The following is a 16,014-nucleotide window of genomic DNA, read 5'->3' on the forward strand; positions in this document are numbered from 1 at the left end:
GATCAATGCGGGGAGGGCGGCGGGCCGGGAGGGCCAGCAAACATCTGGTAGATCCAGACGCCGAGCCCATAGGAGCCGACTGTTCCGACCGCGAGGACGGGCATCACGATCGCGGTCAGGAATAGGAAAGCGAAAATCTCCATGCGCTTGCGGCGCACGCGCGAAGTCGTGTCGTCAGGGGCCGACATATTCGGTCTCTTCGGGATGGTATGGGAAGCGGGACGGCATCCGGGCCGTTGCCTTGCAGCCCTTTTGCTGCAATCGGGCCGTGGTGGCGTTGATCTGGATCAACCTGTCGACTTGCGCGGATGTCGCAGCGGCGGCGCCGAGGCGGGTATAGGTCGCCATGCCAGGCTCGGGATCAGTCTCCCGCGCGGCGGAATTGCTGCTCCGTAGACAGCTCCGCCTCACACCTTAAGATGAGCTTAACAACAATAAAGCGGGAGAGCGACGCCATGAAGTTCGGCATCTTCTACGAGCTGCAACTGCCGCGGCCCTGGGTGGCCGGCGACGAGCTCCGGCTCTACCAGAATGCCCTCTCGCAGATGGAGCTCGCCGACAAGCTCGGTTACGACCATGCCTGGGTGGTCGAGCATCACTTCCTCGAGGAATATTCGCACTCGCCCTCGCCGGAATCCTTTCTCGCCGCGGCCAGCCAGCGCACGAAAAACATCCGGCTTGGCCACGGCATCCTGCAGCTCACCACCAATCACCCGGCGCGCGTTGCCGAGCGTGTCGCGGTGCTCGATCTGCTCTCGAACGGGCGCTGCGAGTTCGGCATGGGCGAGAGCGCGTCCATCACCGAGCTCACGCCGTTCGGCCGCGACATGGAGACCAAGAAGGAGATCTTTGAAGAAGCCGTGCAGGCGATCTTCCCGATGTTCAAGGACGCGGGCAGCGAACATCACGGCAAGTATTTCGACATTCCCCTGCGCAATGTCGTGCCAAAACCGGTGCAGAAGCCGCATCCGCCGCTGTGGATGGCGTGCTCGCAGCTGCCGACCATCGAGCGTGCCGGCCGTCACGGTTTTGGCGCGCTCGGTTTTCAGTTCGTCAGTGCGGATGCCGCGCATGCCTGGGTGCACGCCTATTACAACGCGATGACCAAGCGGCTGCATAAACTGGCGGACTACCAGATCAACCCGAACATGGCGCTGGTCTCGTTCTTCATGTGCGCCAAAACGGATGAGGAGGCGCGCGCCCGCGCCGACGGCGCCACCTTCTTCCAGTTCGCGCTGCGCTTCTACGGTGCCTCGCAGAACCGCCAGCGGCCCGCGCCCTACACCGTCAACATGTGGGACGAGTACAACAAGTGGAAGCGCGACAATCCGGAGGCGCAGGAGGCGGCCTTGCGCGGCGGCCTGATCGGCTCGCCCGAGACGATCCGCAGGAAGCTGAAGCGCTTTCAGTCCTCGCATATCGACCAGGTCATCCTGCTCAACCAGGCCGGCAAGAACAGCCACGAGCACATCTGCGAATCGCTGGAGCTGTTCGGCCGCGAGGTGATGCCGGAGTTCCAGAACGACCCGGCGCAGGTCGAATGGAAGCAGGGCGTCATGAGCGGCGAGATCAAGCTGGAGGAGATCGACACCGAGGCGTTCACGGACCGCTACGGCAAGCTCGCGGTCAACGTGGCGCCAGCGAAGGCGGCCGGGTAGGGGATCTGCATCCGGCATGGGCCCCGGCTCTGCAGCGCATCACTAAAGTGCTGCGCTGCGTCCGGGGCACGAGACTGTCAATCGACGCAGCCGCTCTCGTGTCCCGGACAAGCCGCAACGCGCCAGCGTCGCGGCGCAGAGCCGAGACCCAGAAGCGGCATACGGAGGCGTTGCCGGCTTTCGGCGCCCGATCGTTGCTGCTATCCTTCCGCAAAACAGCGTCAGACGGAGGAAACCAATGCGGCCCGACGGAACGGCCACAACTCCAGCGGCTAGTGACATCACGCCCGCGGTGCTCGCCATCGGCCGCTCCGATTTCCCCAAAGTCCTCATCGACACGCTGCGCCGCCACGCCGATGTCGGCCATTGCATGGTGTTCGCGCTGAGCCGTGCCGGTGCCGCGACCTGCCTGCTCGATGCCGGCAATATCCCGATCGGCGGCGATCTCGGCGCCGCCTATGCCGGCCAGTTCCACGAATCCGATCCCAACCGCGATGCGCTGTTCGAAGGCGAGGGCACTGGGCCGATCATGCTGCCGAGCTTCGCACCCCGCATGTACGGCGCGCGATACCGCAAGATCTTCTTCCACGATTCCGGCATCGTCGACAAATGCGCGACCGCGATCTGGACCGGCGACACCTGCTTCTACGTCAACTTCTACCGCATCACGTCCCAGGGCCGCTTCAGCGCCGCGCAACGCGAACGGCTGCAGACGATCGCGCCCGCGATCGGCGCCAGCGTCGCGCGTCATTTTCAGCAGGCCGCGACCGCGACGCCCGATCAGAACCTCGCCACATTGTTCGCGACGCGCGCGCCACTCTCGAACCTGACACCGCGCGAGCAGGAGGTCTGCCGCCGCATCCTGCTCGGTTTCAGCTCCGAAGCAATCTCGCAAGGACTCGGCATCAGCCTGCATTCGACCCTGACCTACCGCAAGCGCGCCTATCAGCGGCTCGGCATCTCCTCGCAGAACGAACTGTTCGGAATCGTGCTGGGCCTGCTGGCAGGGCCACACGGCCTGAACTGAGGGGACCGGGAGTCCGCGATACCTGCTTCCGAAAGCAAAGCGGACACGCGGTCCACCTACGGGGATCGTCGCCTTTTGACCCGAAGCCGACGCCACTCCTCGCCTCCAATGTGCTAGACTGAGACTCGGTCAAATGCTCCCGGGATCCACATGAAGCGGCGCGAGTTCGTCACGCTGATTGCTGGCGCTGCGGCATTGCCGCTCAAAGCCCGCGCACAGCGGGCTGGCCAGCGGTACCGCGTTGCGGCATTGGGGCCGGTACCGCTCAGCTTCTTCGATGAACTGGGCAGAGCCGGCTTTGTCAGAGGTAAAAACCTTGAGATCGACAGCCGTGGCGAAAGGGCGGCTGCCGCGTCTTATGCCAGTGTGGCCATTGAACTGGTCGAGGCAAGTCCACATGTGCTGATGGCAGTCGGGGCCGAAGCAGGGCGCGCAGCACAGAAAGTAACGCAGCGTATTCCAATCGTGGTGATCGCGGACGACTTGCTTGGCAGCAAGCTTGTCGCCTCGATGCCGCATCCCGAAGGTAACACCACTGGTGTTGCCATCTTTGCGTTTCAGCTCGACGCCAAGCGATTGGAGCTGCTGCATGAAGCACTGCCAGCTATCCGGCGAATAGCCGCTCTCGCGGACCGCCTGCCGATACCAAACATGAGTACTCTCGAAAGCGCCGCCAAGAGGCTCGGCGTCGAGATCGTTCCGTTTGCCGCACGATCCGAGGAAGATCTCATCCGTGTGATTGACGCTTTGAAGGTCGAAGAGATCGGGGCCGTCAACCTGCTGGCCTCGCCGATCTTGGCATCGAAATTCCAGTACCTGATCCGCGATCGGCTGGCCCTCCGCCGCCTGCCCGCCATTCTGCAGTGGCCCGAGCAGGCGGAAGAAGGCGGACTGATGGGATACGGTCCCCGCCTCAGCGCGGTTTTCCACCAATGCGCGCGTCAGGTCGCAAGACTATTGCGAGGCGCAAAGGTAGCCGAGGTGCCTGTTGAGCAGCCGACAAAGTTCGAACTGGTCATCAATCTCAAGACAGCCAAAATGCTAGGTGTCGAAATGCCGCCGATGCTACTCTCTCGTGCCGACAGGACGGTCGAGTGAGTTCTCGGCTTCCGTTTCTGGCGCCTTAGCTGCCTTCTGTTTCTGGCCTCAGAATGTCGGCTGTCGGGCTGGGAGCAGTCAAGGTCGCAGCGTGTCCGCTCCGTCGGCCTATTCAGAGAAGCGCGTTGTCCGCAGTGCTAGCTCACTATCAAGCGGTGCTCCCAATTTTGATGCCGCCGAACAAGAGCCCGTCGTTAACCATCGCTGACGGTTCCCGCCTAGGCGGCATCGCTTCGAAGTTTCTTAAATTTTGCTGGGTACCTCTTCAGGGCACAGTGACCTGGGGAAACAGTATGGGTAAGCGGGCGAAACGTGGAAAGGCAGAGGCCCTCGCAATACCCATGGCCGCGAGAGTTGCAATTGGCGCCGTGGCCGTCGCCGCATTGGGTTACGGTTTGCTGTCAGGCCCGGCGAGCGTGCAGCCGGTACGCAAGCCGTCCCCACAGGAAGCCAAGGCATCGTCAAGTCCGGTTTACGTGGCGCCCCCGGTTCATGCATCCGCGCCGGCGGTAGCTCCGGCTCCGATTCCGGCCCCCGCGCCTTTGGTCGAACCACCAAAAGCCGACGCTGATGGTCCCGGAGCATTGGTCCGGCAGGTGGTTGACTACGCCAGCCGCCAGACGCCGGGCACCGTGATCATCGATACCAAGAACACATTCCTCTATTTGGTTCTGAACGACACCCAGGCGTTGCGCTACGGCATCGGTGTCGGCCGCGAGGGGTTCACATGGTCCGGTGAGCAGACTGTGGCCCGCAAGGCGGAATGGCCGGATTGGCATCCGCCTGCGGAGATGGTCTCGCGTCAGCCTTATCTGCCGCGGTTCATGGCAGGTGGCCCCGGCAATCCGCTGGGCGCGCGGGCGATGTATCTCGGCGAGACGGAATATAGGATTCACGGCACCAACAAGCCCGATACGATCGGCAAGCGGGTGTCGTCCGGCTGTATCCGCCTGACCAATGAGGACGTCATGGACCTCTATGAGCGGGTGAAGGTCGGCGCGAAAGTGATCGTGCTTCCGGCAAGCGTTGCCCGCAGACCATCCCAGGGCACGCCGGCCGACGCCGCGTTCCGGTTGCCGGACCCTGCATCGCCATCGAAGCGGCCCTTGGCAGCCAACGCGCAGATGCTGCCATCCGGAGCGACGATCGCCGAGGCCCGGTAACTCCAAGGATCTAGCTCCAAGGATCTAGCTCCAAAGGTCTGGGCTCCAAGGGTGAGCAGAGCGCCGCGCAGCATCGTCCGGCACGCGCTGCTGGACCCGCGGTGTCAGCTGCCGCCTTCTGCCAGTTGCCCCGCTCCAATGACGTGCTTTCCTGGTTCGCCGGCAACAGCCGCCTCGATGAGCTGCCGGGCCACGTTGGTCACCGGGCTTACACGCGCAACCCGCGGCAACAGGGGGGACGCGAAGTTTAGGACGTTCCGCACTGCTCGCTGTACCGGCCTGCTTTCGGCACGCTCGCCATCCAGGAAGCCTGGCCGCAGGATCGTCAGGGACGGGAAAGCGAGCGCCCCGATCGCCTCTTCCACCTCGCCCTTCGTCCGCGTGTAGAGAAACAGGGATCGTGGGTCGGCGCCCAAGGACGATACCAGCGCGAATCGGCCGACTCCAGCGTCGCGCAGCCGCCGCGCGATCAGCAGCACAAGTTCGTAATCGACCGCTCGAAAAGCTGCTGCCGACCCTGCCGCCGCCCGCGTCGTTCCGAGCGTGCAGATTGCGCCGTCGGCTCGCCATTCCTCACCGCCGGCACCAGCAATCAGATCATCGAGCCGAGGATTCGCGACCCGCTCCTCGGGCCGCAGCGCACGCCGCGTCGGCGCGATGATGCGCGTGATGCGTGGGTCCGCAAGAGCAAGCGTCATCGCGCGGCCGCCAACCAGCCCCGTCGCGCCTACGATGAGCAATGTGGTCATGACTATCCCGTTTCGGCTTTGCAGGCCAAGTGTACAGGAACCGGTCGCCACGGCAAATTCGATGCCTGCGTCGCGACAATCTCCAAGTCCGGCACATATCGAAGTTGTGAGCCACGGGGAATTCCTTGCCGTTTTGTCCCGCCAACCGGACTTACACGTAAATGCTCTCCTGCCGTGTGTCCCCATCGCTAGGGACAGACGCCGGCCGCGGAGTTCGCTAGTCTGGCCTCTAGGATACGACATCCGGAGAGGCCGCTTTGAGCACCGCGCCGCGCATCGACATCGACCCGGCCGCATTCTGGGCCGATCCCTATCCGATGCTTGCGAAAATGCGGAAAGAAGCGCCGATCGCGTTCGTGCCGCAGCTCGGCTCGACGCTGCTGACCAGCCGCGACGACATCTCGATCTCCGAGAAGCAGATCGACGTGTTCTCCTCGCACCAGCCTGCGGGCCTGATGAACCGGCTGATGGGCCACAACATGATGCGCAAGGACGGCGAGGCGCACCAGGTCGAGCGCCGCGCGATGTTCCCGACGGTGTCGCCGAAGACGGTGAAGGCGCATTGGACCGCGCTGTTCCAGGCGCATGCCGACCGCATCCTCGATGCGATCGCGCCGGGGCGGATCGACTTCATGCGCGATTTCGCGCTGCCGTTCTCCGGCGAATGCCTGAAGTCGATCACCGGCCTCACCAATATCGGCTTTGGCGACATGGACGCGTGGTCGCAGGGCATGATCGAGGGCATCGCCAACTATGCCGGCGACCCTGAGGTCGAGGCGCGCTGCCATGCCGCGACGTCGGGCATCGATGCTGCGATCGACGACATCCTGCCGGTTATGCGCAAGCATCCCGACCAGAGCATTTTGGGCGTGCTGCTCGCCTCCGGCATGCCGATGGAGAGCGTGCGCGCGAACGTCAAGCTCGCGATCTCGGGCGGTCAGAACGAGCCGCGCAAGGCGATCGCCGGCACGGTGTGGGCGCTGCTGACTCATCCCGAGCAGCTCGATCTGGTGCGCAGGGGCGAGGTGACCTGGCTCGAGGCGTTCGAGGAATATGCCCGCTGGATCTCGCCCATCGGCATGTCGCCGCGCCGCATCGCCAAGCCGTGGAGCATCCGCGACGTCGCCTTCGAGACGGACGAGCGCGTGTTCCTGATGTTCGGCTCCGCCAATCGCGACGAGACGCATTTCGAGCGCGCCGATCAGTTCGACGTGCGGCGTGATACGACCAAGAGTGTCGCGTTCGGCGCCGGCCCGCATTTCTGCGCCGGCGCGTGGGCCTCCCGCGCCATGATCGCCGACGTCGCGCTGCCGACCGTGTTCGCGCGGGCGAGGCAGCTCGAGATCGCCGACGACGAGCCGGTGCGGATCGGCGGCTGGGCGTTTCGCGGGCTGCAGAATTTGCCGGTGCGGTGGCATTAGCTTGCAAGCGGTCCTGCGCGAGGCACGCGCACACCACGGTTTCAGTGTCATCGCCCGGCTTGACCGGGCGATCCAGTACGCCGCGGCCGTCGTGTGAAGCACTGAACGCCTCTGGAATACTGGATTCCCCGCCTTCGCGGGGAATGACAGCGGAGGTGGTGGAGGCGTTTTGCCGTCTCGCTCCCTGCGCGTCTCACATTCGCGTGCGAAAAAAATCCCTCTGCATCATCGCGGCCGCTTGAAAGATTAATCATGCGCGCTGCCGCACGCGCAGTGCTCGCATCGCTATTTTTCCGCACGTCTCGACACCTCCGACAACCCGCACCATCATTCCCGAACTGGATGAATGACGGCCGCGTGCGGCCGGGAGCGTGGAATGCAGCGTCGTGACTTTCTCAAGCTCTCCGTTGGAACTGCGGCGGCCGCTGCGTTCGCCTCGCCTGTAATCGCGCAAGGCGCGGTGAAGGAAATTCGTATCGGCTATCAGAAGAACGGCGTGCTGGTCATCGCGCGCCAGCAGGCCGCGCTGGAAAAACATTTCGTGCCCCTGGGCATCGAGGTGAAATGGGTCGAGTTCTCCTCGGGCCCGCCGATGATGGAAGCGATGAATGTCGGCAGTGTCGATTACGGCGCAGTTGGCGATTCCCCGCCGGTGTTCGCGCAGGCAGCTGGTGCCGCGATCGTCTATGCCGCGGGCCAGCCGATCACCAACGGCCAGGGCATTCTGGTGCCGAAGGATTCGCCGATCCGCGCCATCACCGAGCTGAATGGCAAGCGCATCGGCTTCACCAAGGGCTCCAGCGCGCACAATATCGTGGTGCAGACGCTGGAGAAGGCGGGCCTGACCTATGCCGACATCACACCGGTCTATCTGACGCCACCGGACGCCGGCCCCGCCTTTGCCAACGGCAGCATCGAGGCCTGGGCGATCTGGGATCCGTATTTCGCGATCGGCGAGACCAGGCAGAACGGCCGCATCCTGATCAATGCGCGCGAGGTCACCAAGACCAATTCCTTCTACATCGCCAACCGCGACTTCGCGAAGAACCACGGCGCGATCCTGCAGCAGATCGTCGACGTCACCACCGCGACCGCCAGATGGGCCGAGCAGCACCGCGACGAGGTCGCGAAGTCTCTCGCCGCGGTGACCGGCATTCCGCTGGAGATCCAGACCATCGCGGCGAACCGCTCGTCCTTCGTCGTCGGCCCCGTCACCGACGATATCGTCACGACGCAGCAGGGCGTCGCCGATCGCTTCTACAAGCTCGGCTTGATTCCGAGGCCGATCGCGATCCGCGACATCGTCTGGCGCAATCCGGCAGCCTGATCGTGCCGACCAGCCTTCCCACACACAGGGGTTTGAACATGAGGCGTATCATCCAGCGTCTGATCGCGGCCGTGGTGCTGTCGATCGGCATCGTCGCCGCCGCGGTCGGCACGTCCTATGGTCAGGACAAGGTGGTCCGCATCGGCTACCAGAAATACGGCAAGCTGGTGCTGCTCAAGAGCAGGGGCACGCTGGAGCCGAAGCTCGCCGCCGACGGCTACAAGGTGGTGTGGACCGAATTTCCCTCCGGACCGCCGCTGCTCGAAGCACTCAATGTCGGCGCGATCGATTTCGGCAACACCGGCGAAGCCCCGCCGATCTTTGCGCAGGCCGCCGGCGCGCCGATCCAGTACGTCGCCTATGAGCCGCCGGCGCCGAAGGGCGAGGCGATCCTAGTGCCGAAGGACAGCCCGCTGAAATCGGTCGCTGACCTCAAGGGCAAGAAGGTCGCGCTCAACAAGGGCTCCAACGTCCACTACCTCCTGGTCAAGGCGCTGGAGAAGGCCGGCGTGAAATATTCTGAAGTTGAGCCGGTGTTCCTGGCGCCGGCCGATGCGCGCGCCGCCTTCGAGCGCGGCGCGGTCGATGCCTGGGTGATCTGGGATCCGTTCCAGGCCGCCGCGGAAGCGGCCACAGGCGCGCGCACGCTCGCAGACGGCTCCGGCATCGTCGCCAACTACCAATTCTATTTCTCTTCGAAGAAATTCCTCGATGCCAATCCTGAGATCGTCGACGCCGTGCTCGCCGAGCTCAGCACGGTCGATGATTGGGCCAGGGGCGACATCCATGCGGTGGCGGAGCAGCTTGCTCCGGCAATCGGTCTGTCCGTGCCGGTCGTCGAGGTGGCATTGAAGCGGCAGTCCTACGGCATCAAACCGATCACGGATGCCGTCATCGCCGACCAGCAGCAGGTGGCCGACGCGTTCTTCGCGCTGGGCCTGATCCCCAAATCCATCAAGATTTCTGACGTCGCGCGGAAATCCGGTTCGTGAGCGCAAGTCATGACAAAGCAACCCAACGCCAACATCCTCTGGTTCCTGCCGACCCACGGTGACGGCCGCTATCTCGGCACAGGCATCGGCGGCCGCGAGGTCAATTTCAACTATCTGCGCCAGATCGCGCAGGCCGCCGACCAGCTCGGCTATTTCGGCGTGCTGCTGCCGACCGGGCGCTCTTGCGAGGATTCCTGGATCGTCGCCTCGTCAGTTGCGCCGTTCACCGAACGGCTGCGCTATCTCGTCGCCGTCCGGCCCGGCCTGCAATCGCCTGGTGTCGCCGCGCGCATGACGGCGACGCTCGATCGCGTCACGGGCGGCCGGCTGCTCGTCAACGTCGTCACCGGCGGCGATCCCGTCGAGAACAAGGGCGACGGCATCTTCCTCGGCCATGACGAGCGCTACGAGTTCACCCGCGAGTTCCTCAACGTCTATAGCGATCTGCTCGCCGGCAAGACCGTCAATGTCGAGGGCAAGCACATCCATGTCGAGGGCGGCAAGCTGCTGTTTCCGCCGGTGCAGTCGCCGCGCCCGCCGCTCTATTTCGGCGGCTCGTCCGATGCCGGCATCGACGTCGCCGTCGATACCGTCGACAAATATCTCACCTGGGGCGAGCCGCCGGCGCTGGTGGCCGAGAAGATCGCGAAGGTGCGGGAGGTCGCAAGCGCGCGCGGCCGCAAGCTGTCCTTCGGCATCCGCCTTCATGTCATTGTTCGCGAGACCAACGAGGAAGCCTGGCGTGCCGCGAACGAGCTGATCAAGCATGTCAGCGACGACACCATCGCGCTGGCGCAGAAGAATTTTGCCCGCATGGACTCCGTCGGCCAGCAGCGCATGGCGCAGCTTCACGGCGGCAAGCGCGACAAGCTCGAGATCGCACCGAACCTCTGGGCCGGCGTCGGCCTCGTGCGCGGCGGTGCCGGGACGGCGCTGGTCGGCGATGCCGAGACCGTCGCGGCCCGCATCAGGGAGTATCAGGACATCGGCATCGATACCTTCATCATGTCGGGCTACCCGCATCTGGAGGAGGCCTATCGCTTTGCCGAGCTGGTATTCCCGCTGCTCTCGCTCGAGCAGCCCTCCAACGTGACCAGGCTGCATTTCAACGGCGGTCCGTTCGGCGAGACGGTCGGCAGCGACTTCCGTCCGCAACATCGGGTGTCGCAGTCATGAGCGTGATCGACAGCGTTTCGCTCCCGCGCAGCCTTCGTTTGCCGCGGATCGACGGCCTGATCCAGTGGATCGTGCCGCTCGCGATCATCGCGATCTGGCAGGTCGCCAGCGTCACCGGCTTCGTGCCGACGCGGGTGCTGCCGGCCCCGAGCGACGTCCTGATGGCCGGCTGGAAGCTGCTGCTCTCCGGCGAGCTCGTCCGCAACATCTGGGTTTCGTTCTGGCGCGCTTCGATCGGCTTTTTGATCGGCGGCAGCATCGGCTTCGCCTTCGGACTCGCCAACGGCCTGTCGCAGCTCTCGGCAAAGCTCACCGACACCACGTTGCAGATGGTGCGCAACGTGCCGCATCTGGCGCTGATCCCGCTCGTCATCCTCTGGTTCGGCATCGACGAGAGCGCAAAACTGTTCCTGGTGGCGCTGGGCGTGTTCTTCCCGATCTACCTCAACACGCTGCACGGCATCCGCACCGTCGATCCGCAGCTGATCGAGATGGGCCGCATCTACGGCATGACCGACGGCGAACTGTTCCGTCGCGTGATCTTCCCGGGTGCGCTGCCGTCGATCTTCGTCGGCATCCGCTTCGCGCTCGGCATCATGTGGCTGACGCTGATCGTCGCCGAGACCATCGCGGCCTCGTCGGGCCTCGGCTACATGGCGATGCAGGCGCGCGAGTTCATGCTGATCGACGTCGTCGTGCTCTCGATCCTGATCTACGCCCTGCTCGGCAAGCTCGCCGACAGCGCATCCCGCGTGCTGGAGCGTTTGACGCTCTCCTGGCACCCCGCCTTCCAGAAACGTTGAGACATACTGGGAATCACATGCAGACAGCCGTTCGTACGTCCCTTCCCGAAACCGAGCTCGCCAGCCGCGTCAATTTTGCGCCTCACGCCCGCATAGTGCGCGAGGTGCAGACCAGCGGCCTGCCGCTCAGCATCCGGGGCTTGCGCAAATCCTTCGGCAGCAACGAGGTGCTGCGCGGTATCGATTTGCACATCCCCGCCGGCCAGTTCGTCGCCATCGTGGGAAAAAGCGGTTGCGGCAAGAGCACGCTGCTGCGCTTGATCGCGGGCCTCGACAAGATCGATGCCGGCAGCATCAGCTTCGGCCAGGACACTCAACCAAAAGACATTCAGCCTGAGGACATCCGCGTGATGTTCCAGGAGCCGCGGCTGTTGCCCTGGGCCCGCGTGCTGGGCAATGTCGAGGTCGGTCTCGGCCGCGATCGCACTTCCGCCGATGCGCACGCGCGCGCCGAGAAGGCGCTGGCCGAGGTTGGTCTCGCCGACAAGCGCGACCAGTGGCCCTCGGTGCTGTCGGGCGGACAGAAGCAGCGCGTCGCGCTCGGCCGCGCGCTGGTCTCGAGTCCCCGCGTGCTGGCCTTCGACGAGCCGCTCGGCGCGCTGGATGCTCTGACCCGGATCTCGATGCAGCGCCTTTTGGAGCGCGTCTGGCGCGATCAGGGCTTTACCGCGATTTTGGTGACCCATGACGTCGCCGAAGCCGTGGCGCTGGCGGACCGGGTGCTGGTGATCGAAGAGGGCGCATCGCTCATGATGTCGTGGTTCACGCGGGCCGGCCGCGCCAGCGCGGCTCGGCCGAGCTTGCGGGTCTGGAAGGCTCGATCCTGAGCCACCTGTTGTCGGCGGACGATCGTACCTAAATACAAGGGAACCCCACCTCGGGGACCATGCCATGAATGTAGTACCCCGCGATCTCATGACTGAAATCCCCGTCTCGTCCGCCGATTTCCGCGGCGCCATGCGCCATCTCACCGGTGGCGTCAGCGTCATCACGGCCGGGCGGGGCAAGGACGTCACCGGCATGACGGTGACCTCGGTCACCTCGCTGTCGGTCGAGCCGCCGACGCTGCTGGTCAGCATCAACCGCGATGCCTCCTCCTTCCCCTTGATCCGGCGGCACAGCGCCTTCGGGGTGAATATCCTCAATGCCGACCAGCTCGATGTCGCCGAACGCTTTGCCGGCAAGGGCGGGCTGAAGGGCGCCGATCGTTTCAAAGGTGCCAAATGGGTGACGGCGGTCTCGGGCGTTCCGCTGCTCGTCGGCGCGCTGTCGGCCTTCGATTGCGAGGTTGAGGAGATCGTGGAACGCCATTCGCACGGCATCGTCATCGGCCGTGTCAGGGACATCAGGAGCTCGGCGCGGACTGCGGCGCTTGCCTATTGGCACGGCCAGTACGTGGCGGTCGACCAGGACGAGGACGCCGCGAGGCTCGCGGAAGTGAGCGTTCCCGCGCACGGCCGGCGCGGCCTTTGATCGCGCGGGCCGGGGGGCCGGAAAGCTGGCCTTTTCCCCGTCATCGCTCTAGAAGCGCCTGAGCCTCCCGCCGGGACGGCAATGGAGCGGATCGATGAAGCGCGTCGCGACCTGGGCGTTCTATGCCATCGGTGCGCTGGCGATTGCCTATCTCGCGCTCTACGCCTACGCGATGTTCTCGGGCCAGCCCGTGATCATCCCCGGCGATCCCATCCACATCTTCCGCAAGCCGGACGCGCCGAGTTATTCGTAGGCGAACGCGCGCGGTCCCGTAGGGTAGCGTGCCCACGACTTCCATCCAGCGCAGGCAAATCGTGGGCACGGCGCACGTGCGCCTTTGCCCACCCTACGGCACCTGCCTTCACCCCCGCAAAATCGCCAGCGCCAGCGCCTGCGCGCGCGGCACGATGCTGTCGATATCGAGATATTCCTCCGGCGTGTGCGCGAGCCCGCCGACCGGGCCCAGGCCGCAGATCGTCGGCGTACCGACCGCGGCGGTGAAACCGGAATCGGCGCAGCCTCCGGAGAACTCGCCCTGCAGCGTGGTGAGGCCGACCTCTCTTGCTGCGGCCTGATAGTTTTCGAACAGCGCCCTTGAATCCGCGCTCTGCACCACCGGCACGAACTCGCCCTTGATGGTCAGCGTCGCACGCGTGCCCGGCACGTAAGATTTCGCGACGATGGTCTGGATCGCGTCCATCACCCGGGCACGATCGGCCGGATCGACATAGCGCAGGTCGATCTGGCCCTCGGCGTAAGGCGCCGTGGTGTTGACGGACTGTCCACCCGAGACCAGGCCGACATTGAGCGTGATGCCCTTGTCGAGATCGGTCAGCGCGTGAATCTGCACGATCTTGTGCGCGAGCTCGCCGATCGCGCTGACGCCGGCGGCGAAATTGGCGCCGGAATGCGCGGCTTTGCCGGTGATGCCGAGATGCATGAAGATGCCGCCCTTGCGCCCCGTCACGACGTTGCCGGTGGGGCGGCCCGGCTCGGAATTGAACACGGCACGGGCGGAGCGGCCTTCGCGCTCGATCACGGGCCGGGAGGAGGGCGAGCCGATCTCCTCGTCCGAGGTGATCAGCAGCTTGATCGGATGCGGGTTGCCGCCGAATTTGTGGAAGGCGGTGGCGACGAAGATGTTCATCACGACGCCGGACTTCATGTCGGCGACGCCGGGCCCATAGGCGCGGCCGTCCCTGATCGTGAACGGGCGCCGCTCAGCTTCGCCCTTGCCGAACACGGTGTCGCGATGGCCCATCAACAGCACTGGCTTCTCGTTGCTGCCGGGTTTTGAGACGTCGGCATGGATGGCGTCGCCGAAGCTGGCATTGGCCTCGCGCCGGAACGGAATGCCGTGCTCGGCAAAATGCCGCTCGAACCGCGCACCGACCGCATCGACGCCTTCCTTGTCATAGGACCCGGAATCGATGTTCACGACATCGCGCAGCAGATCGATCATCGCCTGCCGCTGCGATGCCAGCCAGTCCGTGATTTGAGCTTGAGACATGGAGTTCTCCGCGTTGGTTTTCATGCGGGTTATAGGGCGTTGCGCCGGCGCGACCTAGTCGGAGAATGCGATGCCGCCATGTCCACCGCCGTCGTCCCTGCGAACGCAGGGACGATAGCGGGAGCGCGGTGGGTTCGGTGCACAAACAAGAATGCCCGGGACCAGCCCGGGCATTCGCGATTATCTCAACCAGAGTGGGCGCCGCCCTACGCCCCTATCATCGGCATCCGCGGATACTCGCCCGGCGTTCCCGCAGGGGTGATCGGGATGCCGCCGTCGGAATATTCGTTGAGCTTGTTGCGCAGCGTGCGGATCGAGATGCCCAGGATGTTGGCGGCATGGGTCCGGTTGCCGAGGCAATGCTTCAGCGTCTCCAGGATCAGGTCGCGCTCGACATCCGCAACCGTGCGGCCGACCAGCGCCCGCGTCACCTGCTCGGCGGCCATCGTGGCGTGCGCCACGGCCGGCGCGGTCTTGGCGAGGTCGAGGCGGTCGCCGTCCGGGGTGATGATGGCGTCGGGGCCGATCTCGTTGCCCTGCGCCATCAGCACCGCGCGGTGCATGGTGTTCTCGAGCTCGCGGACGTTGCCCTGCCAGCGGTTGGCCGAGAGCACGCGGCGCGCCTCCGCCGAAATCGGGCGCATCGGCACGCCGTTGGCCTCGGCATATTTCTTCACGAAATGCTGGGCGAGCTCCAGAATGTCGGCGGGGCGCTCGCGCAGCGGCGGGATCTTCAGGTTTACGACGTTGAGGCGGAACAGGAGGTCCTCGCGGAACGTGCCTTCACGCACCGCTTCCGCGAGGTTGCGGTTCGAGGTCGCGATGATGCGGATGTCGACCGGCACGGGCTTGGTGCCGCCGACGCGGTCGATCACGCGCTCCTGGATGGCGCGCAAGAGCTTGGATTGCAGGCGGACGTCCATCTCGGAGATTTCGTCGAGCAGCAGCGTGCCGCCGGTTGCCTCCTCGAACTTGCCGATGCGGCGCGCGACCGCGCCGGTGAAGGCGCCCTTTTCGTGGCCGAACAGCTCGGATTCCAGGAGATGCTCGGGGATCGCGGCGCAGTTGATCGAGATGAAGGGGCGCTTGGCGCGGGCCGAGCGGGTGTGGACGTAGCGGGCCAGCACTTCCTTGCCCGTTCCGGACTCGCCGGTGACCATCACCGAAGCGTCCGAGCCGGCGATCTGCTGCGCCAGCTTGATCACCTTCGCCATCGCCTCGTCGCGATAGACCAGCTCGCGGGAATCGTTGGCGACCGCGGCCAGCACCGCGGCGATCAGCTCCGGCTCCGGCGGCAGCGGGATGTATTCCTTGGCGCCGGCGTGGATCGCGGCGACCGCGGCGCGGGCGTCGTTGGTGATGCCGCAGGCGACGATCGGGGCGTGGATGTGCTCGGCCTCGAGCCGCATCACGAGGTCGCGGATGTCGAGGGCGACGTCGACCAGCAGGAGGTCGGCGCCCTTGCCGCCGCGCAGCACGCGCATGGCCTGCTCGTGGTCCTCGGCATGGGTCACGGTGGCGCCGTTGTCCATCGCGATCTTGGTGGCGGTGGTGAGCTGGCCCTTCAATGTGCCAACGATGAGAAGCCGCATGTCAGTCTCCTGTCCGTCTGGTCGC

Annotated in this window: 16 protein-coding genes and 1 pseudogene; 12 read left to right on the forward strand and 5 right to left on the reverse strand. The window is 65.0% G+C overall.

Features of this window, described 5'->3' with window-relative positions; translation table 11 throughout:
- Nucleotides 1-2: 2 nt before the first annotated feature.
- The gene (napE, locus tag BM190_RS26655) at nucleotides 3-188 is read right to left on the reverse strand and encodes a periplasmic nitrate reductase, NapE protein (RefSeq protein ID WP_018318384.1); all 186 of its coding nucleotides are present in this window, start codon (nucleotides 186-188) and stop codon (nucleotides 3-5) included.
- Complete coding sequence (locus BM190_RS40660; RefSeq protein WP_177237302.1) at nucleotides 175-348, reverse strand: hypothetical protein; 174 nt, start codon at nucleotides 346-348, stop codon at nucleotides 175-177. The genes napE and BM190_RS40660 overlap by 14 nt, the downstream gene beginning before the upstream one ends.
- Before the next feature lie 107 nt (nucleotides 349-455).
- On the opposite strand from BM190_RS40660, the gene BM190_RS26660 reads away from it, so the two are divergent.
- The 4 genes from BM190_RS26660 (at nucleotide 456) to BM190_RS26675 (ending at nucleotide 4,946) form a co-directional block, all read left to right on the forward strand.
- Complete coding sequence (locus BM190_RS26660; RefSeq protein WP_092260439.1) at nucleotides 456-1,658, forward strand: LLM class flavin-dependent oxidoreductase; 1,203 nt, start codon at nucleotides 456-458, stop codon at nucleotides 1,656-1,658.
- Nucleotides 1,659-1,896: 238 nt separating this feature from the next.
- Nucleotides 1,897-2,685, forward strand: coding sequence for a helix-turn-helix transcriptional regulator (locus BM190_RS26665; protein WP_092260441.1), 789 nt, complete (start codon nucleotides 1,897-1,899; stop codon nucleotides 2,683-2,685).
- A gap of 150 nt (nucleotides 2,686-2,835) precedes the next feature.
- Entirely contained in the window at nucleotides 2,836-3,783 is a 948-nt protein-coding gene (locus BM190_RS26670) for an ABC transporter substrate-binding protein (protein ID WP_092260443.1), read from the forward strand.
- A 293-nt stretch (nucleotides 3,784-4,076) separates the two neighbouring features.
- Nucleotides 4,077-4,946 (forward strand): L,D-transpeptidase, encoded by an 870-nt coding sequence (locus BM190_RS26675; RefSeq protein ID WP_092260446.1) that lies wholly within the window; start codon nucleotides 4,077-4,079, stop codon nucleotides 4,944-4,946.
- A gap of 104 nt (nucleotides 4,947-5,050) precedes the next feature.
- Here the strand turns inward: BM190_RS26675 and BM190_RS26680 are convergent, their stop codons facing one another.
- Entirely contained in the window at nucleotides 5,051-5,695 is a 645-nt protein-coding gene (locus BM190_RS26680; RefSeq protein ID WP_210311303.1) for a Rossmann-fold NAD(P)-binding domain-containing protein, read from the reverse strand.
- Nucleotides 5,696-5,952: 257 nt separating this feature from the next.
- Between BM190_RS26680 and BM190_RS26685 the strand changes: the two genes are divergently transcribed.
- The 8 genes and pseudogenes from BM190_RS26685 to BM190_RS40665 all read left to right on the forward strand — a co-directional run bounded on the left by BM190_RS26685 (nucleotide 5,953) and on the right by BM190_RS40665 (nucleotide 13,140).
- Nucleotides 5,953-7,116 (forward strand): cytochrome P450, encoded by a 1,164-nt coding sequence (locus tag BM190_RS26685; RefSeq protein ID WP_092260448.1) that lies wholly within the window; start codon nucleotides 5,953-5,955, stop codon nucleotides 7,114-7,116.
- A gap of 376 nt (nucleotides 7,117-7,492) precedes the next feature.
- On the forward strand, nucleotides 7,493-8,443 hold the full coding sequence (locus BM190_RS26690) for a sulfonate ABC transporter substrate-binding protein (RefSeq protein WP_092260450.1): 951 nt from the start codon (nucleotides 7,493-7,495) through the stop codon (nucleotides 8,441-8,443).
- A gap of 38 nt (nucleotides 8,444-8,481) precedes the next feature.
- The gene (locus tag BM190_RS26695) at nucleotides 8,482-9,435 is read left to right on the forward strand and encodes a sulfonate ABC transporter substrate-binding protein (protein WP_092260452.1); all 954 of its coding nucleotides are present in this window, start codon (nucleotides 8,482-8,484) and stop codon (nucleotides 9,433-9,435) included.
- Nucleotides 9,436-9,444: 9 nt separating this feature from the next.
- Nucleotides 9,445-10,611 carry an FMNH2-dependent alkanesulfonate monooxygenase gene (gene ssuD / locus BM190_RS26700; RefSeq protein WP_092260454.1) on the forward strand — a complete coding sequence of 389 codons (1,167 nt, stop codon included), beginning with the start codon at nucleotides 9,445-9,447 and terminating at the stop codon, nucleotides 10,609-10,611.
- Nucleotides 10,608-11,414: an aliphatic sulfonate ABC transporter permease SsuC gene (ssuC, locus tag BM190_RS26705; protein ID WP_092260456.1), complete on the forward strand. Its 807-nt coding sequence runs from the start codon at nucleotides 10,608-10,610 to the stop codon at nucleotides 11,412-11,414. Before ssuD ends, ssuC begins: the two co-directional genes overlap by 4 nt.
- Nucleotides 11,415-11,431: 17 nt before the next feature.
- Nucleotides 11,432-12,273 (forward strand): annotated as a pseudogene (locus BM190_RS26710) (ATP-binding cassette domain-containing protein).
- 32 nt (nucleotides 12,274-12,305) lie between these two features.
- Nucleotides 12,306-12,887 (forward strand): flavin reductase family protein, encoded by a 582-nt coding sequence (locus BM190_RS26715; RefSeq protein WP_092260458.1) that lies wholly within the window; start codon nucleotides 12,306-12,308, stop codon nucleotides 12,885-12,887.
- Nucleotides 12,888-12,981: 94 nt separating this feature from the next.
- The gene (locus tag BM190_RS40665; protein ID WP_018318398.1) at nucleotides 12,982-13,140 is read left to right on the forward strand and encodes a hypothetical protein; all 159 of its coding nucleotides are present in this window, start codon (nucleotides 12,982-12,984) and stop codon (nucleotides 13,138-13,140) included.
- Between the two features lie 108 nt (nucleotides 13,141-13,248).
- On the opposite strand, the gene BM190_RS26720 is transcribed toward BM190_RS40665, so the two are convergent.
- Together BM190_RS26720 and flbD are read right to left on the reverse strand one after the other, a co-directional pair.
- On the reverse strand, nucleotides 13,249-14,397 hold the full coding sequence (locus BM190_RS26720) for a M20 family metallopeptidase (protein WP_092260798.1): 1,149 nt from the start codon (nucleotides 14,395-14,397) through the stop codon (nucleotides 13,249-13,251).
- 206 nt (nucleotides 14,398-14,603) lie between these two features.
- On the reverse strand, nucleotides 14,604-15,989 hold the full coding sequence (flbD, locus tag BM190_RS26725; RefSeq protein ID WP_092260460.1) for a sigma-54-dependent transcriptional regulator FlbD: 1,386 nt from the start codon (nucleotides 15,987-15,989) through the stop codon (nucleotides 14,604-14,606).
- Nucleotides 15,990-16,014 lie beyond the last annotated feature (25 nt).

The sequence above is a fragment of the Bradyrhizobium sp. Rc3b genome, from assembly GCF_900114915.1.
GTDB lineage: Bacteria > Pseudomonadota > Alphaproteobacteria > Rhizobiales > Xanthobacteraceae > Bradyrhizobium.

What these genes read in the sequence shown, in the direction of transcription:
- BM190_RS40660 (WP_177237302.1), bottom strand. Translation starts at nt 348, where the DNA reads ATGGCGACCTATACCCGCCTCGGCGCCGCCGCTGCGACATCCGCGCAA.
- BM190_RS26690 (WP_092260450.1), top strand. Translation starts at nt 7,493, where the DNA reads ATGCAGCGTCGTGACTTTCTCAAGCTCTCCGTTGGAACTGCGGCGGCC.
- BM190_RS26720 (WP_092260798.1), bottom strand. Translation starts at nt 14,397, where the DNA reads ATGTCTCAAGCTCAAATCACGGACTGGCTGGCATCGCAGCGGCAGGCG.
- BM190_RS40665 (WP_018318398.1), top strand. Translation starts at nt 12,982, where the DNA reads ATGAAGCGCGTCGCGACCTGGGCGTTCTATGCCATCGGTGCGCTGGCG.
- BM190_RS26665 (WP_092260441.1), top strand. Translation starts at nt 1,897, where the DNA reads ATGCGGCCCGACGGAACGGCCACAACTCCAGCGGCTAGTGACATCACG.
- BM190_RS26670 (WP_092260443.1), top strand. Translation starts at nt 2,836, where the DNA reads ATGAAGCGGCGCGAGTTCGTCACGCTGATTGCTGGCGCTGCGGCATTG.
- ssuD (WP_092260454.1), top strand. Translation starts at nt 9,445, where the DNA reads ATGACAAAGCAACCCAACGCCAACATCCTCTGGTTCCTGCCGACCCAC.
- flbD (WP_092260460.1), bottom strand. Translation starts at nt 15,989, where the DNA reads ATGCGGCTTCTCATCGTTGGCACATTGAAGGGCCAGCTCACCACCGCC.
- BM190_RS26695 (WP_092260452.1), top strand. Translation starts at nt 8,482, where the DNA reads ATGAGGCGTATCATCCAGCGTCTGATCGCGGCCGTGGTGCTGTCGATC.
- BM190_RS26675 (WP_092260446.1), top strand. Translation starts at nt 4,077, where the DNA reads ATGGGTAAGCGGGCGAAACGTGGAAAGGCAGAGGCCCTCGCAATACCC.
- ssuC (WP_092260456.1), top strand. Translation starts at nt 10,608, where the DNA reads ATGAGCGTGATCGACAGCGTTTCGCTCCCGCGCAGCCTTCGTTTGCCG.
- napE (WP_018318384.1), bottom strand. Translation starts at nt 188, where the DNA reads ATGTCGGCCCCTGACGACACGACTTCGCGCGTGCGCCGCAAGCGCATG.
- BM190_RS26715 (WP_092260458.1), top strand. Translation starts at nt 12,306, where the DNA reads ATGAATGTAGTACCCCGCGATCTCATGACTGAAATCCCCGTCTCGTCC.
- BM190_RS26680 (WP_210311303.1), bottom strand. Translation starts at nt 5,695, where the DNA reads ATGACCACATTGCTCATCGTAGGCGCGACGGGGCTGGTTGGCGGCCGC.
- BM190_RS26660 (WP_092260439.1), top strand. Translation starts at nt 456, where the DNA reads ATGAAGTTCGGCATCTTCTACGAGCTGCAACTGCCGCGGCCCTGGGTG.